Annotated in this window: 26 protein-coding genes; 9 read left to right on the top strand and 17 right to left on the bottom strand. The window is 63.4% G+C overall.

Annotation, left to right across the window (positions count from 1 at the left end; genetic code table 11):
* Window positions 1-29: 29 nt before the first annotated feature.
* The 5 genes from A3E1_RS0122865 to A3E1_RS0122845 form a co-directional block, all read right to left on the bottom strand.
* Window positions 30-827, bottom strand: coding sequence for a F0F1 ATP synthase subunit delta (locus tag A3E1_RS0122865; protein WP_020523113.1), 798 nt, complete (start codon window positions 825-827; stop codon window positions 30-32).
* Window positions 827-1,351 carry a F0F1 ATP synthase subunit B gene (locus A3E1_RS0122860; protein ID WP_020523112.1) on the bottom strand — a complete coding sequence of 175 codons (525 nt, stop codon included), beginning with the start codon at window positions 1,349-1,351 and terminating at the stop codon, window positions 827-829. The genes A3E1_RS0122865 and A3E1_RS0122860 overlap by 1 nt, the downstream gene beginning before the upstream one ends.
* A gap of 35 nt (window positions 1,352-1,386) precedes the next feature.
* Complete coding sequence (gene atpE, locus A3E1_RS0122855) at window positions 1,387-1,605, bottom strand: ATP synthase F0 subunit C (RefSeq protein ID WP_020523111.1); 219 nt, start codon at window positions 1,603-1,605, stop codon at window positions 1,387-1,389.
* Between the two features lie 64 nt (window positions 1,606-1,669).
* The gene (gene atpB, locus A3E1_RS0122850; RefSeq protein WP_020523110.1) at window positions 1,670-2,452 is read right to left on the bottom strand and encodes a F0F1 ATP synthase subunit A; all 783 of its coding nucleotides are present in this window, start codon (window positions 2,450-2,452) and stop codon (window positions 1,670-1,672) included.
* 13 nt (window positions 2,453-2,465) lie between these two features.
* Window positions 2,466-2,687, bottom strand: a complete 222-nt coding sequence (locus A3E1_RS0122845) for an AtpZ/AtpI family protein (RefSeq protein ID WP_020523109.1) — start codon at window positions 2,685-2,687, stop codon at window positions 2,466-2,468.
* A 134-nt stretch (window positions 2,688-2,821) separates the two neighbouring features.
* Between A3E1_RS0122845 and A3E1_RS47345 the strand changes: the two genes are divergently transcribed.
* Window positions 2,822-3,259, top strand: a complete 438-nt coding sequence (locus tag A3E1_RS47345) for a hypothetical protein (protein WP_157631693.1) — start codon at window positions 2,822-2,824, stop codon at window positions 3,257-3,259.
* Here the strand turns inward: A3E1_RS47345 and A3E1_RS41585 are convergent.
* Window positions 3,225-3,584: a hypothetical protein gene (locus tag A3E1_RS41585; protein WP_020523107.1), complete on the bottom strand. Its 360-nt coding sequence runs from the start codon at window positions 3,582-3,584 to the stop codon at window positions 3,225-3,227. The genes A3E1_RS47345 and A3E1_RS41585 overlap by 35 nt on opposite strands.
* A gap of 217 nt (window positions 3,585-3,801) precedes the next feature.
* On the opposite strand from A3E1_RS41585, the gene A3E1_RS47340 reads away from it, so the two are divergent.
* Window positions 3,802-3,960 (top strand): hypothetical protein, encoded by a 159-nt coding sequence (locus A3E1_RS47340; protein WP_020523106.1) that lies wholly within the window; start codon window positions 3,802-3,804, stop codon window positions 3,958-3,960.
* 206 nt (window positions 3,961-4,166) lie between these two features.
* Here A3E1_RS47340 and A3E1_RS0122830 read toward each other — a convergent pair whose 3' ends face one another.
* The 3 genes from A3E1_RS0122830 to prmC all read right to left on the bottom strand — a co-directional run bounded on the left by A3E1_RS0122830 (window position 4,167) and on the right by prmC (window position 6,290).
* Window positions 4,167-4,721, bottom strand: coding sequence for an arsenate reductase/protein-tyrosine-phosphatase family protein (locus tag A3E1_RS0122830; RefSeq protein ID WP_026208733.1), 555 nt, complete (start codon window positions 4,719-4,721; stop codon window positions 4,167-4,169).
* On the bottom strand, window positions 4,721-5,383 hold the full coding sequence (locus A3E1_RS0122825; RefSeq protein ID WP_020523104.1) for an L-threonylcarbamoyladenylate synthase: 663 nt from the start codon (window positions 5,381-5,383) through the stop codon (window positions 4,721-4,723). The genes A3E1_RS0122830 and A3E1_RS0122825 overlap by 1 nt, the downstream gene beginning before the upstream one ends.
* Before the next feature lie 61 nt (window positions 5,384-5,444).
* The gene (gene prmC, locus A3E1_RS0122820; RefSeq protein WP_026208732.1) at window positions 5,445-6,290 is read right to left on the bottom strand and encodes a peptide chain release factor N(5)-glutamine methyltransferase; all 846 of its coding nucleotides are present in this window, start codon (window positions 6,288-6,290) and stop codon (window positions 5,445-5,447) included.
* A gap of 24 nt (window positions 6,291-6,314) precedes the next feature.
* Here prmC and A3E1_RS0122815 point away from each other — a divergent pair, with 24 nt between their 5' ends.
* From A3E1_RS0122815 to A3E1_RS0122805, 3 genes are read left to right on the top strand one after another with little or no spacing between them, the layout of a single operon-like run.
* Window positions 6,315-7,322 carry an ABC transporter ATP-binding protein gene (locus A3E1_RS0122815; protein WP_026208731.1) on the top strand — a complete coding sequence of 336 codons (1,008 nt, stop codon included), beginning with the start codon at window positions 6,315-6,317 and terminating at the stop codon, window positions 7,320-7,322.
* Window positions 7,309-8,076, top strand: coding sequence for an ABC transporter permease (locus tag A3E1_RS0122810; RefSeq protein WP_020523101.1), 768 nt, complete (start codon window positions 7,309-7,311; stop codon window positions 8,074-8,076). The genes A3E1_RS0122815 and A3E1_RS0122810 overlap by 14 nt, the downstream gene beginning before the upstream one ends.
* A gap of 2 nt (window positions 8,077-8,078) precedes the next feature.
* Window positions 8,079-8,855 (top strand): ABC transporter permease, encoded by a 777-nt coding sequence (locus A3E1_RS0122805; RefSeq protein ID WP_020523100.1) that lies wholly within the window; start codon window positions 8,079-8,081, stop codon window positions 8,853-8,855.
* A gap of 678 nt (window positions 8,856-9,533) precedes the next feature.
* Here A3E1_RS0122805 and prfA read toward each other — a convergent pair.
* Both prfA and rpmE read right to left on the bottom strand, forming a co-directional pair.
* The gene (gene prfA, locus A3E1_RS0122800) at window positions 9,534-10,619 is read right to left on the bottom strand and encodes a peptide chain release factor 1 (RefSeq protein ID WP_020523099.1); all 1,086 of its coding nucleotides are present in this window, start codon (window positions 10,617-10,619) and stop codon (window positions 9,534-9,536) included.
* A 67-nt stretch (window positions 10,620-10,686) separates the two neighbouring features.
* Window positions 10,687-10,920 (bottom strand): 50S ribosomal protein L31, encoded by a 234-nt coding sequence (gene rpmE / locus A3E1_RS0122795; RefSeq protein ID WP_020523098.1) that lies wholly within the window; start codon window positions 10,918-10,920, stop codon window positions 10,687-10,689.
* Window positions 10,921-11,045: 125 nt separating this feature from the next.
* Here rpmE and A3E1_RS0122790 point away from each other — a divergent pair, with 125 nt between their 5' ends.
* Both A3E1_RS0122790 and A3E1_RS0122785 read left to right on the top strand, forming a co-directional pair.
* Window positions 11,046-12,125: an RNA ligase gene (locus A3E1_RS0122790; protein WP_020523097.1), complete on the top strand. Its 1,080-nt coding sequence runs from the start codon at window positions 11,046-11,048 to the stop codon at window positions 12,123-12,125.
* Window position 12,126: 1 nt separating this feature from the next.
* Window positions 12,127-13,005 (top strand): phosphatase domain-containing protein, encoded by an 879-nt coding sequence (locus A3E1_RS0122785; RefSeq protein WP_020523096.1) that lies wholly within the window; start codon window positions 12,127-12,129, stop codon window positions 13,003-13,005.
* Between the two features lie 35 nt (window positions 13,006-13,040).
* Here A3E1_RS0122785 and rho read toward each other — a convergent pair whose 3' ends face one another.
* Together rho and thrB are read right to left on the bottom strand one after the other, a co-directional pair.
* Window positions 13,041-14,834 carry a transcription termination factor Rho gene (gene rho / locus A3E1_RS0122780; RefSeq protein WP_020523095.1) on the bottom strand — a complete coding sequence of 598 codons (1,794 nt, stop codon included), beginning with the start codon at window positions 14,832-14,834 and terminating at the stop codon, window positions 13,041-13,043.
* A gap of 309 nt (window positions 14,835-15,143) precedes the next feature.
* Window positions 15,144-16,052, bottom strand: coding sequence for a homoserine kinase (thrB, locus tag A3E1_RS0122775; RefSeq protein WP_020523094.1), 909 nt, complete (start codon window positions 16,050-16,052; stop codon window positions 15,144-15,146).
* Between the two features lie 55 nt (window positions 16,053-16,107).
* Between thrB and A3E1_RS0122770 the strand changes: the two genes are divergently transcribed.
* A complete protein-coding gene (locus A3E1_RS0122770) occupies window positions 16,108-16,488 on the top strand; it encodes a hypothetical protein (RefSeq protein ID WP_020523093.1) in 381 nt (126 codons plus the stop codon).
* On the opposite strand, the gene A3E1_RS46285 is transcribed toward A3E1_RS0122770, so the two are convergent.
* The 3 genes from A3E1_RS46285 to A3E1_RS0122750 form a co-directional block, all read right to left on the bottom strand.
* Complete coding sequence (locus A3E1_RS46285) at window positions 16,451-16,633, bottom strand: hypothetical protein (protein ID WP_020523092.1); 183 nt, start codon at window positions 16,631-16,633, stop codon at window positions 16,451-16,453. The genes A3E1_RS0122770 and A3E1_RS46285 overlap by 38 nt on opposite strands.
* 4 nt (window positions 16,634-16,637) lie before the next feature.
* A complete protein-coding gene (locus A3E1_RS0122760) occupies window positions 16,638-17,492 on the bottom strand; it encodes an SPFH domain-containing protein (RefSeq protein WP_020523091.1) in 855 nt (284 codons plus the stop codon).
* A 733-nt stretch (window positions 17,493-18,225) separates the two neighbouring features.
* Window positions 18,226-19,446, bottom strand: coding sequence for an MFS transporter (locus tag A3E1_RS0122750; RefSeq protein WP_020523089.1), 1,221 nt, complete (start codon window positions 19,444-19,446; stop codon window positions 18,226-18,228).
* A 41-nt stretch (window positions 19,447-19,487) separates the two neighbouring features.
* On the opposite strand from A3E1_RS0122750, the gene A3E1_RS0122745 reads away from it, so the two are divergent.
* Complete coding sequence (locus tag A3E1_RS0122745) at window positions 19,488-21,053, top strand: hypothetical protein (RefSeq protein ID WP_020523088.1); 1,566 nt, start codon at window positions 19,488-19,490, stop codon at window positions 21,051-21,053.
* Here A3E1_RS0122745 and thrC read toward each other — a convergent pair.
* On the bottom strand, window positions 21,045-22,076 hold the full coding sequence (thrC, locus tag A3E1_RS0122740; RefSeq protein WP_020523087.1) for a threonine synthase: 1,032 nt from the start codon (window positions 22,074-22,076) through the stop codon (window positions 21,045-21,047). The genes A3E1_RS0122745 and thrC overlap by 9 nt on opposite strands.
* Window position 22,077 lies beyond the last annotated feature (1 nt).

The raw sequence follows: 22,077 nt of genomic DNA, 5'->3' as shown, positions 1-22,077 counted from the left end.
CGCGCGCCGGCCCCGCCGGCGCGGCAGGATTACCGCGCCACGAGGGCGGTACGGACTGTGGCGAGTCGCCGCGCGACCGTGCCGTCATAGAGGTCAGAACCGATCCGGACGCTCATGCCCCCGAGCACTCCCGGCTCAACCATGACCTTGATGGAGATCTGCTTGCCATACCTGCGCGTTAGCGTCGCGGCGAGCCGTTCTTCCTCCGCCTCAGACAGTGGCTCAGCCACCGTCACGTAGGCGATCTCGGCTTCGCGTCGCTCCGCGGCCAGCTCCACCAGGCGAGTGAGCCCGTTGGCGAACCCGCGGCCACCGAACCCACGCACCGCAAGCTCAGCGAGCTTGACCGTGACCGGCTTAGCCTTGCCTTCAAGCAACTCCCGGGCGACAGTCGTCCGGCGGCCAGTGTCCACAGTGGAGTCACCGAGGATGGCGGCCAGCTTCGGGTCACCGGAAACGATCTGTCCAAAGCGGAACAGCTCGTCTTCGACCTCAGCCAGATCGCCCGACTGCTCGGCACTGGACAACAGCGCGTCCACGCCCAGCCGCTCCGCGCCTTCCAGCAGCTCGGAAGCAGCCGACCAGCGCCCTGACGCAAGCGTTCCGATGGGCTCCAGGGCGCCATCGCTCACCTTGCCGGATAGCAGGCCTCGCGCCAGCTCGGCCCGCTCGCTCGACGAGCGCGACGGATCAGACAGCGCCCGGCGCAACCGTGGCTCGCGCGCCAGCAGGCCAGCGAACGCCAGGATCTCATCGGCCACCGTGATGGTGGCCGATCCCAGCTGCTCGCGGGCTGCCTGGTACGACTCCCGGCTCGCTGCCTGCATCACTTAGCTCCGGCTGTCTCGAGGTCAGCCAGGAACCGCTCGACGGTGCCCTTGCGGCGGGTCTCGTCAGCGAGCGATTCGCCAACGATCTTGCCGGCCAGGTCGACGGCCAACGTGCCCATTTCCGTACGCAGCTCGCGGACGATCGACTGACGCTCACCAGCTAGCTGGTCCTTGCCAGCGGCGATGATGCGGTCAGACTCCTCCCGCGCCTTGGCGAGCACATCCTGACGGATGCCCTCAGCGTCGGCACGTGCCTCGTCGCGGATGCGAGCAGCCTCGGTCCGGGCTTCGGCGAGCTGAGCCTTGTACTGGTTCAGCAGCTCGTTGGCCTCGGCCTGAGCCTTCTCCGCACGGAGCAGGCCACCTTCGATCGCGTCAACGCGGGCCTCGTACATCTGGTCCATCTTCGGGAAGACGAACTTCATCAGCACCCAAGCCAGCACCCCGAACGCGACGAGACCGATAACGATCTCTTGCCAAATCGGGAGAAGCGGGTGGTGCTCTTCTGCGGCGAGAAACATCTATACCTCCGCTCGTGAATGGAGACGGACTAGCTTCAGCTGACCTTGTCCGGCAGCGCGAACGCGAGAACCAGACCAAAGAGGGCGAGCGCCTCAGCCATAGCGAAGCCAAGGAACATCATCGGGCGGGTGATACCAGCGGACTCAGGCTGACGGGCAGTCGCCTGGATCCAGGCAGAGAAGACCAGCGCCAGACCGACAGCGCCACCGATGGCGGCGAGGCCGTACCCGATCGAGTTGATGTTGCCAACCATTGTTTTCCTCCTGATTTCGCACGTGATCTTCACGCGACGTCTTACTTACTGGTGAAACGAAATCTCAGTGTTCGTCGGCGATGGCGCCAGCGATGTAACTCGCCGACAGCATGACGAAGACATATGCCTGCAACAGCGCGATAGCGGCCTCGAAGATGGTCAAGGCGATGGCCATGCCCCAGGAGATGACGCCGGCGACGGCTAGGCCGATGTTGCCGGAACCAACGAGGAGGAAGCCGCCGAGCGTGAAGACCAGCAGGATGAGGTGGCCGGCGAACATGTTCGCGAAAAGACGGACCGAGAGGGTCACCGGGCGCAGCAGGAACGTTGAGATGAATTCGATCGGGATCAGCAACGGCAGCAAGAGCTTCGGCACACCCGGCGGGACTAGGTTCATCTTCACGTAGTGGCCGAACCCGTGCTTACGGATGCCGACGACGTTGAAGATCACCCAGGAGATCACCGCGAGCACGATCGGGAAAGCGATGTGCGAGTTCGGCGAGATCTGAGCCGTGGGGATGATGCTGTAAATGTTGGTGACCGCGATGAAGCAGAACAGTGTCGTCAGATACGGAGCGAACTTGGCGCCGTCGTGGCCGATGACGTCTTTGGCGACACCATCACGCACGAAACCGTAGACAGACTCGCCAAGCCACTGCGACTTCGACGGGACGATCTTGGCGTTGCGCTGGGTCAGCATGAAGAACGCGATGATCAGCGCGACCGCGAGCCAGACCAATATGGTGAATTTCGTGATCCAAGGCCCCGCGACATCCGGTAGAAAGAAATCCCCGGTGCTCGGCGGCCACGGAATATCCGAGGTCGTCAGCGTCGCTAGCTGGCTCACCCGTCCACCTCTCTCAAGTCCCCATTCGCTTGACGATCAAATAGACCGCAAGGAACATCCCAAGGATCATGCCGGTTAGGAGACCGATGTGCTTCGGAACCCCGAAGTAGGCATCGATGCCCCAGCCGATCGCTCCCCACACGCCGCTTCCAGCGATCAGGTAGCCGAGCGCGGTCCAGCCCATGTTGGCGCCTGACGCGTCGTCAGGACGCTTTGGGGGTTGGTTACCGGCCATGATGCGGCGAACAATATCAGTCTCAAGAGTGAGGTCCTGAGGGACCCCAGCCGGCTATGAGATCGAGATTGATAAAACCGCATCGGCACGCTGTCATTAGGGGACCCCTCACGCATTCCCCTGGCGGTGACGACATGCGCATGCCCACTTTACTGGTCGCTTCTGCCCTGCTCACAACGATGAGCGCCGGATGTGAACCCTCGGAAGGCAATAGCGAACGCCCTGTCCACTGCGAAGTCATCGTGGACGCACCGGATGAGGCAGAAAAATCCGGCAAAATGCAAGCAAGAGTACGATTTAGCTGCGACAAACCGGGCGCTGAGACCCTGACGCTGAAGCTGAAACTGGAGAAGAAGAGCGGTGAGGAATGGCACACCGTGTCTTCTGCGACACACACCGTTAAGGGCATGGACACCCACGCGTCAGGATTCGACCGCCAGAGCAGGCAGCTCGAAGTGGACTGTGCGCTGGGCTCTTTCCGTACGGTCGTTGACTGGAGCCGAGTGTCCAGAAAGGACACCGAAGGCGACAACCTGGTCAGTGGCGTGAAGCGCGATCCATGTAAGACGTAGCCCGCCACGTCGCGATGCCCTGCGTGGTGATCCATGTCAGCGTGCCGGCGAGCACCCCAAAGGCCGCCGGCCGCAGGCCATCCCAGCCACTCACCGCGAACGACCCGAAGACCAGGAAAAGCACAATCATCTTAAGGATGTAAGTCCCGAGGCCGGCCGACATAACCAGCTTGGGGTGCACCGACGCCGCCCAGGCGATAACGAGGCTCGACAGCCCGAAACTTGCCAGGACGATCAGCACCCCAACCGCGAACGGCCAGTTGAAGATCGCGGACACCAGAGCCAGAGCTCCGGTAACCGCGGCCGGAACCGCCACTGTTTTCATTGACGCTCGCACTTATTGAACTCTCATTCATTTCGTCATCAGTTCGGCGTGAATCCGCAATCGCCTAGCCTATCCGTGCGCCGAATCCGGTCACATTCTCCCAGTTCAGGCATGCCCAAACTTGTCAAGCGCCATTGTCCTATATGCAAATCAATCACTTTTATATAGCGAATCTCATGGATATCCTCCGCTGATCCCTACTGGTTCAGGAGGACCAATGAAGAAAAAGCTCTCACTAACTCTCACCGCGATGCTCGTCGGCGTTGGCGCGGCTGTCGCGGTGACCACCCCGGCATACGCCGAGTGTGGACCCGCGATTATCGACATCTATGACCTGAACTGGAGCAAGTACGCGGTCGTCCACAACAGCTGTTGATACACCATCAACGCATCAGTAGACGTGCCATTCATGGGAGATCCAGCCTGCCAAAACATCGCGGCATGGAGCGACCGAACGTTCCGCACCAGTGGTTCAAGCTGGTATGACCCACGTGGGGCATACATCTGCTAATCCCTGTCTCCCTTGGGCTGCGGTCGCGTACGCGCGTCGCAGCCCAAGCCCACACGAAATTGCGGCAGATTTCATCGGCCGTTAAGAATGTCTGCCAACGGGACGACCGTGTCTTGGATTTCGTCGGCGACACGGCTGAAGACCTGGTCACCACGGCCCCACGGGTCGTCGAGGTCGTCTTGGCGCAGCGGGGGCGCACCTGCCCGCAGTTCGTCCACGCGAGCGACCAGGGCCAGGCCACGATCGTAGGGATCGGCGGGCAGACTGTCTGTGTTCACGGTCTTCAGCAGCCGCCCGAACTGGCCGAGCACGAACGTTTTCGCGGCCGCGTCGGGACGCAAAGCCAGCACGTACTCGTACTGGTCAGCCGTCGCAGTCAGCACTAAGTCGGCCGAATCGATGTGCTCGGCCTTGAGTTTGCGGGCGGCGAAGCCATCCGTGCTGCCGCCGCGGGACTTGACCTGACGGGCCGCTGGCGGATTCATCTCTTCGCCCTCGTGCCATCCTCCCGTACCAGCCGAGTGCGTATAGATCACGTCACCGGCCGACAGGGACAGCAGCCGTTCCGCCATAGGCGACCGGCAAATGTTGCCCATGCATATATGCAAGACAGTGAATGGCGGCATCAGGACGGCTCCTCAACGGTGCCAACAACCTCGCGGATCTGGTCGATGCTGACCGCACCAGCACGCAACAGCTTCACGCGATCGCCCGTGCAGTCCACGATGGTCGACGGCACCGGGCTGGGGCACTCCCCTGCTTCGAGGTAGACGCTGACCTTGTAGCTGAGCTGATCCCTCGCCTGAGCGGCGGTCAACGCGGCCGGCTCGCCGGTCAGGTTCGCGCTGGAGACCGCCATCGGGCCGGTCTCACGCAGCACCTCGAGGGCCACCGGGTGCAGCGGCATCCGGACCGCGACGGTGCCGCCGGTATCACCGAGGTCCCACTGCAGGGTCGGCGACTGCTCGACGACGATCGTGAGGGCGCCGGGCCAGAACGCCTCGACCAGATCGCGGGCCGAGGAAGGCAGCCGGGTCACCAAGCCGTCGAGAGTGTGCCGGGAGCCAACGAGCACGGGCGGCGGCATCTGACGGCCACGGCCCTTGGCGTTGAGCAGGTTCGTCACCGACCACGCCTTGAAGGCATCAGCACCGATGCCATAGACCGTGTCCGTCGGCAGAACAACCAAGTCGCCGCTGCCGACAGCATCGATAGCAGCCTTGATTCCCCGGTCGCGCTCGGTGATGTTGCGACAGTCAAAGAGCCTCACAACGTGCCAGTTTGACATGCCTTGCTGATTTTCTGGGCAGCGGCCGTCTCACGGGCTCGCTGCCAGAGGCGAGACCGCGCTACCTCCGCCGGCGGACTGCCGTCGTGTACCGCGGCCGCCCCGCCAAATCGGCATGGGTTTCGATCTCTTCGAACTCCGGCTCTAGCAGGTGTTTTAGCCCTATATGGGTGTCATCGTGCTCGAATCCAAACCAGCCGCCGGGCTCTAGTAACCCGGCCGCCCGCGCGATCACGGCCGGAATGAGATCGAGCCCGTCGTCGCCGGCGAACACCGCCTCGGCCGGGTCCGCCTCAACCTCGGCGTTGACTTCGACACCGGACGGGACATACGGCGGGTTACTCACCACAAGATCAGCGACAACGTCCAGATCGACGGTCCGGATATCGCCCTCGATCACTTCCACGCCGGTGCCAGCCGTGTTCCGGTGCAGCCACTCCAGCGCCGCGGGACTGCGCTCCACCGCGAAGACCCGTGCCTTAGGCAGCGCCGTCTTGACCGCCAGCGCCAGCGCCCCCGAGCCACTGCACAAGTCCACGACAACCTGCGGCTCGCGCTCGATCGCCCAGCGCGCCAGAAGTTCCGTCTCGGGTCGTGGGATGAAAACGCCGGGACCGACGTGTAATTCCAGCCCCAGGAACGGTGCCGTTCCGGTGAGATGTTGCAGCGGGATCCTTCCAGCACGCTGCTCGACGAGGGCGTCGAACCGCTCGGCCTGCGCCTCGGTCAAGCCTTCGACCAGCAGCAGGCGGCTTCGCGGTACCCCCAAAATGAAGGCAGCAAGCAACTCGGCATCGACCCGCGGGGTTGGCACTCCGGCCGCCGCGAGCTTTTGCGCCGCCGTTCGCAGCGCCTCCTGTAACCGCACGGGCCCAACGTTAGTGCCATAACTCGTTTGACCGCTCATAGCCGCGAAAGCCACGCTAGCGCCATGGCACTAGTGGAGGCCCGCGGGCTGACGAAAGTCTTCCGCCGTCCGCAAAAAGATCCGGGCCTTCGCGGTGCGCTCAAGCACCTGGTGCAGCGCAGGTTCAAGGATTTTCGCGCGGTTGACGGCATCGATCTGTCCATTGAGGCCGGTGAGGCGGTCGCCTATGTGGGCCCCAACGGCGCTGGCAAATCAACAACGATCAAATTATTAACCGGCATTCTGGTACCAACCAAAGGAACCGTTGCCGTCGATGGTCACCAGCCACACGTGGAGCGGATCGTCAACGCGCGCAATATCGGCGTCCTCTTTGGACAGCGGACCCAACTCTGGTGGGACCTGCCCGTGCGCGAATCTCTCGCCCTGTTGCGCGATATGTATTCGCTATCGCCAACGTTCTACAAACAGCGCCTCGAACGGCTCGACGACGTCCTCGGCTTAGGCGAACTCATGCCGGTGCTCGCGCGCAAACTCTCGCTAGGGCAACGGATGCGCGCTGACCTCGCGGCCGCGCTTTTGCATCAGCCCAAAATTGTGTACTTGGATGAGCCCACCATCGGGCTCGACATCTCCGTCAAAGACCGGGTGCGCCAATTCTTGCGGGAGCTGCGCGCCGACGGGACGACGCTCATGCTGACCACCCACGATCTCGGCGACATCGAGGATGTGTGCGAGCGGATTGTCATCATCGACGAAGGCCGCAAGATTTTTGACGGTCCGCTTAAAGAGATGAAAGACCAATTCGCGAGGGTACGCCGAATGCACTTGCAGCTGGCTTCCTCCGTTCCACTGGCTCAGGTCGCCGCCGTGCTCCCGGAAACCGAAGTGGCCCAAGGCGATGGACCGCATTCCGTCACGATCACGTTTGACCGCTTCACACACACCGCCGGACAGATCGTCTCGGCCGTGCTCCAAGTGACCGAGGTCGGCGAGCTTCATCTCGATGAGCCCGCGATCGAAGACGTAGTGCGCAAGGTCTACGCCGGGGAGTTGCTCCGTGAGAGCGTATAAGCGGCTCTTCCTCATCTCGGCGCGCAACGTGTTCGCCTATCGGATGAGCGCGCTCGTCAGCTGGATTGGCTCGGGCGCATTCCTCATCGCCTCCTTCGCGATTTGGAAAGCGCTCCTGGGCGACGGTTCGATCGGTGGCTACGACTGGCCGTCGATGAAGGCCTATCTGATTATCAGCTGGGCCACTATGCAACTCGGTGGTGCCGGACTCGAGTGGCGGATGGCTGACCGCATCCTGTGGGGCGAAGTCGCCACCGACCTGACGAAACCGGTGGACTATCAAAAGGCTAGATTCGCCGAGTACCTCGGTTCGCTGACTCTTGAACTGATCGCTATCACCATCGGCGTGAGTCTGGTTGCCATGCTCACGGGCGGTTTCGCCGCGCCCAAGCAGCCACTGTTGTTCTTCGCCAGCATGCTCCTAGTCATTCCGCTGAAGTTCATGTTCATGTACCTCGCGTGCATGCTGTGCTTCTGGACAAGCAACTACATGGGTGTCGCCTGGGCGAAGAACGCGCTCATCATGCTCTTCTCCGGCGGACTGATTCCCTTGTCGCTCTTGCCAACCTGGCTCGCCACCCCCGCCGCGGTGCTCCCCTTCGCCAGCGTCACCGCCGCACCAGCGATCGTCTACTTAGGACAAGCTGGACTGGAAGTCGTTGTGGTACAGGCTTTCTGGGTGATACTTCTTTGGTTCACGGCCCGGCTCCTGTGGCGCGTCGCCTTGCGCGCTCTAACTGTTCACGGAGGCTGATCGTGCGCGTCTACTTCCGCATCCTGGGCGCACACTTGCGATCCACCCTGGAATACGAGGCAGACTTCGCCATCATGGTGGTCGCCGGGCTGCTGTTTCAGTTGCTCAACCTCGTGTTCCTGAGCGCCATCTTCGCCCAGGTGCCCCACATCAACGGCTGGACCTACGCCGAATGCGTGCTCGTGGCCGGGATGTACGGCATCATCGCCGGCCTATCACCCTTGTTCTTCGAGGGCATGTGGAGCATTTCGTGGCGCATCAACAAGGGCGAGCTTGACTACCCGCTCATCCGCCCGGCCCCGGTCGCCGCCCAAGTCATCGGCAGCCGCATCGGCCTGCACGGCGTTGGCGACTTAATCGTCGGCGGCTCGATGGCCGGCTGGGCCGTCACCCAAGTCTCCGTATCGTGGACCCCGCTGACCGTCGCCATTGGACTGTTGCTGTTCGTCAGCGCCGCGGCGATACACCTGTCGTTTGTCACCATCTTCAACCTGGCGTCGTTCTGGATCCCCGGCCCACACCCGTTCCTGGCGATCACGATGCACAACATCGAAGACATGGTTCGCTATCCGTTGACGATCTACGGTCAGGGACTGCGGCTGGCCTTCACCGTCCTAGTCCCGTTTGCTTTCGTCACCTTCTTCCCGCTCGTGTGGCTGCTCGGCAAACCGTTCGCCTGGGCCGGCCTGCTCACGCCTGTAGTCGCCCTCTGGAGCGTGTGGCTAGCCCGCTTCACCTTCCGCCGAGGTCTCCTGCGCTACGAGTCCTCCGGCCACTAACCCAGTTCCTCCCCGCCTTCCTCCTCGCCCTCCTCGCCCTCCTCGCCCTCCTCTCCGCCTTCCCCTTTCCTTTCCGCCTGCCCCGGCGAGCCCGCCCTTCGCTCCCTTCGCTCCCTTCGCTCCCTTCGCTCCCTTCGCTCCCTCCCTCCCTTCGCTCCCCGCCTTCCTCCGCCGCACCCGCCCCTCGCTCCGCGACCCTTTTCTCCCCCCGCACACCCCGATCCTGATCCACATCCCTTCAGACGTGATCAAAGCGGCTTTTGATCACGTCTCGCAGGCTGTGGATCACGCATAGGGATGTGGATCAAAACAATGTGGGTGGCGACTACAGGAAGGCTTGGGACGCCCGGGCCAGGATGGCGAATGCGGAGTGAGGATTCGCGGCGGCGTGGAGAGAGCCCAGGAAGCGCGTGGCCGCAATGGCGAATGCGGAGTGAGGATTCGCGGCGGCGTGGAGAGAGCCTGGGAAGCGCGGAGCGGGATGTCCAGCAACAAAGGGATTCGCGGCGGCGGCGGGAAAGAGCCCGGGAAGCGCGGACCGGGATGTCCTCGCGGGAGGGACGGTCGCAACCATGTGCGGCGTCGGAAAAGGAAAGCGTGCGCGGAAGGCGAAGCGCGACAAAGGAAAGCGCCGCGGCCTGGAAGCGGGCCGCGGCGCGAGGTAAAGCGAGAAAAGCGTTACCGCGACAAGGATTCGTCGCCTGCTAGACGGGCCGCGCGGTCGGCGGTTGTTAGGGCGTCCAGCGTGGGGTCGAGTTCGCCGCCCATGACCAGGTCGAGGTTGTAGGCGGTGAAGCCGATGCGGTGATCGGTGATGCGGTTTTGCGGGAAGTTGTAGGTGCGGATGCGTTCCGACCGGTCGACGGTGCGGATCTGAGACTTGCGCGCATCCGCCGCGGCAGCAAGGGCTTGCTCCTCCGCCGCCTGGGCGAGCCGGGCGCGGAGCATGCGGAAAGCCTTGTCCTTATTCTGCAACTGGGACCGCTCATTCTGGCACGTGACAACGATTCCCGTCGGAACGTGGGTCAACCGAACAGCCGAGTCAGTCGTGTTAACGGACTGTCCACCCGCGCCCTGTGAACGGTAAACGTCCACGCGGACGTCGTTGAGGTCCAGCTCCACATCGGACTCTTCGGCTTCCGGCATGACGAGCACGCCAGCGGCTGAGGTGTGGATGCGGCCCTGGGATTCCGTTGCGGGGACACGCTGCACCCGGTGGACGCCGCCTTCCCACTTCAAACGCGACCATACGCCGTTGCCGCCCTCGGGCACGCCTTTTGTTTTGATGGCAACGGAAACGTCCTTGACCCCGCCGAGGTCTGACTCTTGCGAGTCCAGCACTTCCGTTATCCAGCCGTGCTTTTCGGCGTAACGCAGGTACATCCGCAGGAGGTCGGCAGCGAAAAGTGCCGACTCCTCACCGCCTTCACCTGACTTGACTTCAAGGATGACGTCCTTGGAATCGTTGGGGTCACGCGGCGCGAGCAGTTCGGCGAGCTTTTCTTCCAGCACCGGCAGCTGCTGTTCCAGCGACTCTGCCTCGGCGGCGAAGTCTGGTTCGGCAGCGGCTAGTTCCCGGGCGGCCGTGATGTCAGCCCGCAGTGCCGTGAGCTCACCGGCCGTCTTGTGAATTGGGGTCAGCTCAGCGAACCGGCGGCCGACGCGGCGAGCCTCTGCCTGGTTGGCGTGAATAGCCGGATCGGCGAGCCGCTTCTCCAGCTCCTCATATTCCTCTAGTAGTGAGGAAAGACGGTCCGTGCTCATGCCTGACACACTCCCACATACGACGGCGCCCGCCCCACAAGTATGGGGGCGGGCGCCGTGAAGCCAGCTATTTGGCGTCCTTCTTGTCCTTCTTCTGGACCTTGGCGTACTTGGCCTGGAACTTCGCCACGCGGCCAGCGGTGTCAAGCACACGCTGCTTACCGGTGTAGAACGGGTGGCATGCGTTGCAGGTCTCGACGTGAATCGCACCACCCTTAGCGGTGCTGCCCGTCACAAATTGGTTGCCGCAGGAGCAGGTGACAGTCGTCGGTGCATACTGCGGGTGGATTCCAGATCTCATCGCCCTTGGGTCCTCTCAGAAAGCGGTCGCTGGGTCGCCTTGTCGCGGCGTGAACCAGTACCAGGTGGCCGATCGGTAACTATAACGGATCGACTCGCAAGTTATTCCATGCGACCCTGCTACCCGTGTTTCCCCTCGATCAGCTCTTCCCTCAGCATGCCCTGACTTCAGCTCTCGATGGCGGCCTCGTGCGTGCGCAAACGCACCCGGAGCTCCCGCTGACGATCTACAACTACACCGAGCACTGCGCGTTTTCCAACGCGTGGAGCGAGGTCACATTGGCGTGCCGAGGTTTGATCGTCAATCAAGCAGGCGAAGTAGTGGCCCGGCCGCTGCCGAAGTTCTTCAACTACGGGCAAACGGGCGCTCCGGCACCAGCACTGGACGAGCCAGTCACTGTGACGGACAAGGCGGACGGCTCACTGGGCATCATTTACCCGGTTCCGGGTGGCTATGCCGTGGCTACGCGGGGCTCGTTCGCCTCAGATCAGGCTGTGCACGCGACGAAGCTGCTCAACGAGCGCTACAGATCATGGGCGCCACCAGCGGGAATGACCGTATTGGTGGAGATCATCTACCCGGCGAACCGGATCGTGCTCGACTACGGCGGGCTGAACGATCTGGTGCTCCTGGGTGCGGTAGACATCGTTAGCGGTCAGTCTTACGGGCCCGACGGCGTCAAGGACTGGCCCGGACCGGTGGTGGAAACATTCCGTTATGAGACGTTCGGTGCCGCGCTGAGCGCACCGCCCCGCGCGGGTAAGGAGGGCTTGGTGGTGCACATCACCAGCGCCGACACTCGCGTGAAGATCAAGTACGAGGAGTACGTCTACCTGCACCGCATCATCACCGGACTGTCCGCCCGGCGGGTGTGGGAGGCGATGGGAGCAGGCTCATCGGTCGACGAGATCGCCGCGCCGCTTCCGGACGAATTCCACGAGTGGGTACGAGCGCTCGCAGCACGGCTGGACGCGCAAGTAAAAGCGATCGAGGCAGACGTCACTGCTGCGTTCGACGAGATCATCGCAGCGCTGCCAGAAGGCTGGTCCCGCAAGGACTTCGCCCTCGTGGCGGCGAAAAGCCCGCTGCGCGGTTACCTTTTCGCGCACCTGGACGGCAAGTCCTACCGCGAGGCGATCTGGGAACAGGTGAAGCCTTCGGCAGACGAGACACCGCACGGGCTTAGCTCAGGGGAGGATGAGTGACATGGCGACGCTTTACATCACCCGTGGCTTGCCGGGCTCAGGAAAGTCGACCTGGGCACGGCAACAGCCGGGGACCGTGCGGGTCAACCGTGACGATTTGCGGTCGATGCTGCACGGCGGGCACACCGGCGAAGGCTGGGCCGAACGTCAGGTGACCGCGGTGCAGCACGCGGCGGTTGAGGCACTGCTGAAGTCGGGCCAGAGCGTCATTTGCGACGACACAAACCTGCGGGGCAAGACGGTCAAGGACTTGGCTGCCATCGCGTCGGAATGCGGTGCCACGGCGGAAATCGTGGACTTCACCCACGTACCACTTGAGGTTTGTCTCGAACGTGACGCACAACGGCCCGGAAGCGTTGGCGCGGAAGTGATTCAGCGCATGCACGAGCGTTATCTGGCCGGGAAGCGGCAAACGCTCAGCCTTGACGAGCCCATCAGAACAGAGCCCGTGGCCCAAGACGAAAGCTTGCCCGACTGCATTCTGGTCGACCTGGACGGAACCGTGGCGCTGATGGGCAACCGAAGCCCTTACGACGTCACGAGATTGCACCTTGACCGTCCAAACGCACCGGTCATCAAAGCGGTGAAAGCCATGTACGAAGCCGGTCACACCATCGTCTACTGCTCCGGCAGAACCGATGACGGGCGTGAAGCGACAGAGCACTGGCTCGACAAGCATGTCGGAGTACCCTATGCGGCGCTGCACATGCGCAAGACGGGCGACTCCCGCAAGGACTCGATCGTCAAGCGGGAGATCTTCGAACGGGAGATCGCGCAAAACTGGCACGTGGTCGCGGTCTTCGATGACCGCAACCAGGTCGTGAAGATGTGGCGTTCCATCGGCCTAACCGTTTTCCAGGTCGCCGAAGGCAATTTCTAAACGGGCCGCCTCAGGTGAGGCGGCCCGTTGAAACGTCACTCCCCTGGAGTGGTCTTCGCGATCTGCATCAGGAACTCGATGTTCGTGCGGGTCTGCTTGAGCTTGTCGAGCAGCAGATCCAGCGCGGCTTGCGAGTCCAGTGAGTGCAGCACCTTGCGGAGCTTGTGCACGATGACCAGTTCCTCCGGCGCGAGCAAAATTTCTTCCTTACGCGTGCCGGATGGGTCGATGTCGATCGCTGGGAAGACGCGCTTCTCGGCGATTTTGCGGTCGAGCTTAAGCTCGGCGTTACCCGTGCCCTTGAACTCTTCGAAGATGACGGTGTCCATCATGGAACCGGTCTCCACCAACGCATTGGCGATGATGGTGAGCGATCCGCCGCCTTCGATGTTGCGGGCAGCGCCGAGGAACCGCTTCGGCGGGTAGAGCGCGGTCGAGTCGATACCACCGGACAGGATCCGGCCACTCGCCGGAGCGGCGAGGTTGTAGGCACGGCCCAGACGGGTGATCGAGTCGAGCAGCACGACCACGTCGTGGCCCAGCTCCACCAGTCGCTTGGCGCGCTCGATGGCGAGCTCGGCGACGGTGCAGTGGTCCTGCGGCGGACGGTCGAAGGTCGAGGCGATGACCTCACCCTTCACCGAACGCTGCATGTCGGTGACCTCTTCGGGACGCTCATCCACAAGCACGACCATCAAGTGGCACTCGGGGTTGTTGCGGGCGATGGCATTCGCGATCGCCTGCTGAATCATCGTCTTACCAGCCTTAGGCGGCGACACGATCAGCGCACGCTGTCCCTTACCGATCGGCATCACCAAGTCGATGACACGGGTCGTCAGGATGTGCGGATCGGTCTCCAGGCGCAACCGCTCCTGGGGGTAGAGCGGAGTCAGCTTGTAGAACTCGGGGCGCTTGCGCGCCTCTTCCGGGTCGGTACCGTTGATGGTGTCCAAACGGACCAGTGGGTTGTACTTATCCCGGCGCTGTTCGCCCTCACGGGCCGACCTGACCGCACCGGTGATCGCGTCACCGCGGCGCAGACCGTACTTCTTTATTTGGGACATCGATACATATACGTCATTTGGTCCGGCTAGATAGCCGGTGGTGCGCACGAACGCATAGTTGTCGAGAACGTCAACGATGCCAGCCACGGGCACGAGCACGTCGTCTTCGTTGACCTGCGGCTCGGCTCCACCGCCACCACCGCCCTGGTTCTCCGAACCACGGTCACGGCCGCGGCGACGGTCCCGGAAACGGCTGCGCCTGCTGCGGCGGCCATCACCGTCATCGTCACCATCACCATCGAACCGCTCGCGGTCGTTGCCGCGCTGTTCGGTCCGCTCAGTGTTGCGATCGTTGCGGTCATTGCGGTCGTTGTTACGTTCCCGCCGGTCTCCGTTGCGCTCGCGGCGGCCTTCACGCGGCTCGCGGCGTTCCCGGGTTTCGCCCTCACGCGGCTCAGCCTCAGCTGGGGCCGGAGTGGTGGCTGCGGGCTCAGACGCGCCGGAAACCCGGCTGGTGCGCCGCGGACGGCGCTCGCCTGTTTCTTCTGCTGGCACTTCAGCACGCACTTCATCGCGTGTGGGCGCGGCGGCCGCAGCGGCCCGAACCCTCGGTGTTCCCCCGGATTGTGCAGCGGTAATAGCGGCGATTAGCTCGCCCTTACGCATCCGCCCGGTGCCGGTGATGCCCAAGCCAGCCGCCATGGTTTGCAGCTCGGGTAGCAGCTTCGCAGATAGCCCGCTTCCCGCTGTTCGGCGGCGCCGGCCGGTGGAGGCGTCGTCAGCGACGTGGGAGACATCCGACGTCATGTCGGTGGTGTCGCTCAATGGATTCCTTCCCTCGAATGGCCGGGGCTGCCCGGGTCAAGCTGTCGAGAAAAATCAGGTGGGCCGGGCGGCCTCGGATACACCTGTGCTGCCATACGAAGGCAAACAGGAGTTTTAGCGCAGACGCATCCGTCAATGACCGCAACGGAAGCGGCGATCGGGTCTGCGGGTGAGCGTGTAAGACGGAGGGTGGACGGGGTTACCGTCTTAACCGATCTTAAGGGTGCGCCGCCCCGCATGGATCGGGCGCTTCGCGGCTGTGCTGACCTAGAGCGTAATCAACGTCTGCCACCAGCGGCAACACCGGGGTTATTCGGCGTGTCCCAACGTGCTTGAAATGTTACCTGGACGAACCCTCGCACCAGCGCTTTCAGGCGCCAGAGTGTGACATACCCAACCACTTTCCCCAGCGAAATCAGCGGGAATCCCGCTCAGCGCGAGCACTGTTGGCCCTGCTCCACTGATGACAGCGGCGATTTTTCGCCCGCGAAGTTTTTTGACGAGGGCCGCGCTTTCCGGCATTCCCGGCGCCCGGTAATCCTGGTGCAGCCGGTCTTCGGTCGCCTCAAACAGCAGGCTCGGGTCCTTGGTCAGCGCATACACGAGCAAAGCACTGCGGCCCGCGTTAAAAGAAGCGTCCGCGTGGGGCACGCTCGCCGGCAAAGCCGCCCTCGCCTCCTTCGTTAAACCCCTATTCGCTGGTACGAACAAAGCAGGCTGAACCGCCGGGTGGACTTCAGTGGACACAGCCCGGGCACCGTCATGGCTGGTCCAGGCGATAGTGAAGCCGCCCAGCAGACACGGCGCCACATTGTCGGGATGGCCCTCGAGACGGCCCGCGATGCGCAACTCGTCTTCCTGGCTCAGTTTCCCGCCGCTGAGCGCATTGGCCAGGGTGACTCCGGCGACGATGGCCGCACTCGACGACCCCAGCCCACGGGCTTGCGGGATCGCGTTGACGCAGGTGAGTTCGATTCCGGCGGGCTGCTCGCCGATTTCGGCGAACGTCTCCCGCATCGCCTTGATGACGAGGTGCTCTTCGTCCTTGGCCAGGTCCCCGGCGCCTTCACCCGTGACTCGCACCGTCGTCGGTTCGGCAGTGACGCGCGCGGTCACTTCGTCGTAAAGCGACAGGGCGAGCCCGAGGGCATCGAATCCGGGGCCTAGGTTCGCGCTGGTCGCGGGCACCCTGACGGTGAAGGCAGTCACGCGGACCATGGTATGTGCGCACGGCCGCTAGAGTGATCGAGCCGCTCACCCCTTGGGAGAATTCATGTTCGACGCCGATGACTTGCCTGAACTGATGCTGGCCCTAGTGCCCGAATTGCTGCTGTTCCTCGTGCTGCTTGTGATGACGATTGTCGCCATCGTCCAGCGCCGCCGGATCGGGGGAACAGCAAGTGGCCTGGCCGCCTCGGGGCTCGGGATCATGGCGCTGCTCTCGCTCTTCCAGGCTTTCTGGTACACGTTTGGCATCCGCTGGGTGTTAAGCGAGGGCGGATTCTCGGAGTACACGACCGTCTTCGCCATCGTCAGCATCGTCACGCGGCTTATCTACCTTGTGGGCCTGGGACTGGTCGTTGGCGCCATCTTCGTGCGGCGGCCCAACGCCGAGGCTATTCCTGCTCCTCAGCCTCAGCAGCCGGTTTACTAACCTGCCGCCCTGCGGCCTTCAGCGCTTGCCGCAGGGCGAATTCGATCTGAGCGTTGATGCTGCGCAGGTCATCGGAGGCCCACCTCGCTAACGCGTCGTGGACCGCCGGGTCCAGGCGCAGCAGCAACTTCTTGCGCTCAGCCATCAGCTCAGTAAATCGTTCCTGTGTTCACAACCGGCTGCACCGCGCGGTCTCCACATAGGACGACCAGCAAGTTGGACACCATCTGGGCTTTGCGTTCCTCGTCGAGGCTGACGACGTTTTGATCCTGGAGCTGCTCCAGCGCGCCAGTCACCATGCCGATCGCCCCTTCGACAATCTTGAATCGCGCCGCCACCACGGCTTCCGCCTGCTGACGCGCCAGCATGGCATGCGCGATCTCCGCAGCATAAGCCAAGTGCGTGATCCGCGATTCGATGACGTTGATGCCGGCGAGGGCGGCCCGTTCACTGAGCTCGTTAGTGAGCTCTTCACTGACCGCGGCACTGTCTCGCAAGCTCGTCCGTCCACTGTGGTGTGCTTCGTAGGGGTAGCTTGTCGCGAGGTGACGGACCGCCGTTTCCGCTTGCACCTCAACGAAGTTGACGAAATCATCAACGGCGAACTTGGCCGCGTAGGTGTCCACGACGCGCCACACCACCACTGACGCGATCTCGACCGGGTTACCGTCCGCATCGGACACTTTGAGCCGCGCCGTTTCGAAGTTCCGGATGCGCTTGGAGATCTTGCGCTTCTCCGTCACCGGCCAGGTGGCGTGGAATCCCGCCTCATCAATCGTCCCGGCGTATTTGCCGAAGAACTGAATGACCCGTGCGTCATTCGGGCTAATCACGATCAGTCCACTCGCGAGCAACGTCACCACGACCGCCGACACCGCGATCACTGCCGCCGCGACACCTTCTTGGGGCAGGGTGAGTGCCACCCAGCTGATCACGGCCGCGATGATCGCCAGGATCAGGACCACGACCAGCCAACCGGAAACCCGGAACGCCCTTTTCTCCATGACATCACCCTTCTATCAATGTGATATCACTATGCTACCGTGAGGGCGCAAGGATTCGTCAAGTCAGCTTTTCGGAGGCCCCTCATGGTCCAGTTTGGCCGTCAGCTAAAGCGCCGCAGCAGCACGACCTTGATCGTCGGCATCGCCATCACACTCATCCTGCTAGCCGCCGGGCTCATCGCCCTGTCCGCGGCCTGAGTCACGCGGCCGCTTGAGCGGCATTCCCACCGTGCACATCCGCGCCACGGGGCGTCCCGTCCGCTTCCTGACCGCTCCTGCTTGATCGGCATCCCTAAAGCTGATCCACATCCCTTCGGACGTGATCAAACCGCCTGTTGATCACGTTTGCGAGGATGTGGATCACCGATAGGGATGTGGATCTCGGGCAACCAGCTGCGGGCTAGCGGCCGGTCCGGCCAGCGGGCGGGCGTGGCGGCCCATCAAACGTTGGCGGTCCGGCTACCAGGCGAGCAAGCGCGGGCAAGCGAGCAGACGCGGGCGGTCCGGCGAGCAGCGGTTCGGCGAGCAGACGCGGGCAACGGCAGGCGGGCGGTCAGACGCGCGTGCGGGCGGGCGGCCGGTCCGGCCAGCGGGCGGGCGTGGCGGCCCATCAAACGTTGGCGGTCCGGCTACCAGGCGAGCAAGCGCGGGCAACGCGAAGGCGGTCCGGCGAGCAGACGCGGGCGGTCCGGCGATCAGACGTGAGCGGGCGGGCGGGCGTAATACGGGCCGGTCAGTTGGTGGCGAGGGCGGGGGTCGGGGGCGAATCGCTCAGGCGGCGAGTCACGAGACGCCAGCCGATCGCGTAACACAACGTCGTCAGACCGCACAGGGTGATGAGCAGCGTCGCTGACACTGAGTCGACGAACAGCCCCACGATGAATTGGGATGCCGTCACGGCCAGCATGGCGACCATCGTGTCGGCGGCGTTGACGCGGCCGCGCAACTCGTCTGGCACCGCTTGCTGGATCGCGAAGCTCGACATGACCCAGTTTCCGCCGCCGGCCAGGTGCGCGAAGAAGATGCCGACCAGGGCCAGGAAGAACCACGGCGAGAACGCGACGCCCACATAGAACAGTCCATAGGCACTCATCGACAACGCCAGCCCTGGCAGCAGCCAGTCGGGCCGGTTGAGCACCTTGCGGAACAGAAGCGGTCCAACGAGGGCGCCCAGGCCACGGGCCGCGAACATGATGCCAAGGCCGACCTCGTCAACTCCCCAGGCGATAGCCAGGATCGGGAAAACAGTCAGCACACCGTTGCCCAGGCCAACCGCTGACTTGACCGTGATCAGGGCCCGAAGACGGGGCTGGCCTTGCAGATAGAGCAAACCTTCTTTGATCGCCGCGAAGGCTGGGCGTGATTGGGGGCCAACCATTTCCTGCATAGGCCGCTTGATGCCCCAAGTCAGCAGGGCTGACGAGATGAGGGCGAAGCCCACGATGCCGAAACAGAAATAGGGCGACAGCCAGGCCGTGAGCAGTCCACCGACGGAGGAGCCAACGATGGTCATCGTGCCCCACGTGGTGCCGGCCACGGCCATCGCGTTGGACAGGTCAGGGGGATCGACCATGTTCGGCACCGCTGAACTGGACGCCGGCGAGTAGAACGCTTTGGCGACGGCGAGCGAAGCGACAGCGAGCAAAGCGACGGGACCGGCCGCTGGGCCGCGCACGAAGAACAGACCTCCCACGGCCAGCAGGGCAGCGAGGTTAGTCGTGATCAGGATGTGTTTCCGGTCGAAACGGTCAGCGATCGTTCCCGCGTAGGGCAGCAGCAGCGCCACGACACCGGTCTCGACACTCAGGACGAGCCCACCCCAGATTCCCTTGTGGGTCAGGTCGTTGAGCAGGATGAGGAGCGGCACCATGACAAACCAGTCAGCGCCGAAGACGATCAATTGCGAGAAATAGAGACGCCGGAAGTCCTTGTTCCGGGTAAGGACCGAAAGCACATGCGTACGCTACACCTCCGGCACCTGGTAAAAAAGATCGCGTGAAGTCCCCCACGCGCGCGGCCCTGATCCTCGCCGCAGCCATCGCCACCTTCGTTGGCTACTTCCAGATGGCTAAGACCATGCCGATCAACGCCGACGGGGCCAGCAACGCCCTGCAAGCGTGGGAGATGTGGCACGGCAACCCGATCCTTCGGGGGTGGACGGTCACGGATGTGTCGTTCTACTCGACAGAGCTGATCGAGTATCTGCTCATCACGCTCGTGCACGGGCTCAACGAGGATGTGTTCCGGATCGCCTGTGCGCTCACTTACACGTTGCTGGTCGTGCTGACCGTGGCGCTGGCCAAAGGTGACGCGACGGGCCGCAAAGCGTTGGCCCGCATGGGCCTTGCCGCCGCGATCGTCCTGCTGCCCATGCCGGGCGCGGGTTACCTGGTCGCCTTCGGCGGGCCGAACCACCTGGGCACCGCGGTGCCATTGCTGGTCACGTGGCTCCTGCTGGACCGGGCGCAGGAGAAGCGATGGATGCCCGTTGCCGTGGGCCTGGCACTTGTCTGGGGTCAGATCGGCGATCCGCTGGTGCTTTTCATCGGAGTACTCCCCCTTGGTCTTGTGACTCTTTATCGAACGGTGCGTAAGCGGGAGTGGTTCGGGACCGACGCGCGGCTGGTACTTGCCGCCGCGCTGTCTGTCCCGATTGGACAGGGTGTGCTGAAAGGTATTGAAGCCGCTGGCGGTTTCATCGCGCACTCGCCGCCAACGCACTTCGCCAGCCCGGGCAAGTGGCTTGGGCACCTCAAACTGCTCGGTGAGGTCACCGCGGTCAACTACGGAGGGTACCTTCCGGATCTGAGCCATCCGGTCGACGTCGTGGTCGGGGTGCTCCGGCTCGGCGGGCTGGGCCTGGCCGTTATCGCGCTCGGGATGGCGCTCGTTTCCTTGCTGCGTCAGCCTTTTGGCGATCGGGTGAACCAAGTGCTCGCCATCGCCATCGGCGTGAACCTCGGCGCCTTCGTCGCCTCCACGTTGCCCACGGATCTGATGTCGGCCCGCCAGGTCGCCGTTGTGCTGCCGATGGGCGCCGCGCTCGCGGGCCGCATCGTGGCCGACCACCTCTTTGCCACCAAGCGTCCACAGATTGCCCTGGCCACACTTCTTGTTTTCTTTGGTGGCGTGTTCGTTTGGCACACGACGGGAAAGCCTTGGGACGAACCGAAACGGGAACTCGTCGCGTGGCTCGACGGTCAGGGTCTGCATCACGGGCTCGGTGGCTATTGGAACGCCAATGACCTAACGCTTATCTCCCAAGGAAAAGTGACTGTCGCTCCGGTGACGGGTGGCGACACGATCCGTGGGTTGCGGTGGGAGTCACGAGCCGACTGGTACGACGCGGCGAAGTTTGACGCGCGGTTCATCGTCATCGACACGACCCGTCCGGCGATCGGTGACGTGGACACTGCCCTCAAGCAGTTCGGCAATCCCGTCATCCGTAAGGACTTCGAGCAGTTCGCTGTCCTGGTTTATGACAAAGACCTGCTCGAAGGACTGGACGCCGAATGTGTTGGCAGCGTTAAGCCGTCGATGTATGACTGCGCGTCAGGCTAGGTTCAGCGCGCGGGCGGCGGCGAGCGGGTCGAGGGAGATGGTCTGTGGGGCCGGGGCGGTTGAGATCGCCCACTCCGGGTCCTTCAGGCCGTGTCCGGTGACCGTGCAGACGACGCGCTGACCGCGGGCCAGCTTTCCGTTCGCGGAACTTTGCAGCAATCCAGCCACACTGGCTGCCGAGCCCAGCTCCACGAAGACGCCGACCTCGCGAGCCAGAATCCTATATGCGGCAAGGATATCCCGGTCCGTCACGGCGTCGATGATGCCGTTGGACTGATCGCGGGCGTCGAGTGCCTTCGTCCACGATGCCGGGTTGCCGATGCGGATCGCGGTCGCGATCGTGGACGGTTCGGTGACAACAGCTCCGTTGACGATCGGTGCCGAGCCGGCCGCCTGGAAGCCAAACATCCGCGGGGCCTTGCCGTCTTCTTGATAGCCCATCCAGTACGCGGTGATGTTTCCTGCGTTGCCAACGGGCAGGCAGTGAATGTCGGGCGCATCCCCCAGGGCCGCAACGATTTCGAACGCGGCTGTCTTCTGGCCGTGCAGCCGGTCGATATTCACCGAATTCACGAGGGCGACCGGATAGTCCTGGGACAGCTTGCCCGCCAGCCCGAGGCAGTCGTCGAAGTTTCCGCTCACTTGCAGCAGTTTCGCCCCGTGAACAAGGGCCTGGGCCAGCTTGCCGAGCGCGATTTTGCCCTGCGGCACCAGCACGGCACAGGTGATGCCAGCGCGCGCCGCGTAAGCCGCCGCCGAAGCTGACGTGTTGCCGGTCGAGGCGCAGATGATGGCCTTGGCCCCGTGCTCGACCGCCTTGGACACGGCGACCGTCATGCCCCGGTCCTTGAACGATCCCGTGGGGTTGGCGCCTTCGACTTTGAGCCAGACTTCGCAGCCCGTGCGGTCGCTCAGCGCAGGCGCGGGCACGAGCGGCGTATTGCCTTCGTGAAGCGTGACCACAGGCGTGGATGGGCTGACCGGAAGCCGGTCCCGGAACTCTTCAATCAATCCACGCCACATG

Origin of the sequence: Catelliglobosispora koreensis DSM 44566 (assembly GCF_000379685.1) — a bacterium.
In the GTDB taxonomy this organism is placed as follows: domain Bacteria; phylum Actinomycetota; class Actinomycetes; order Mycobacteriales; family Micromonosporaceae; genus Catelliglobosispora; species Catelliglobosispora koreensis.
The sequence above is the reverse complement of the archived record's forward strand: the minus strand, read 5'-3'. Positions and strand labels throughout refer to the sequence as shown.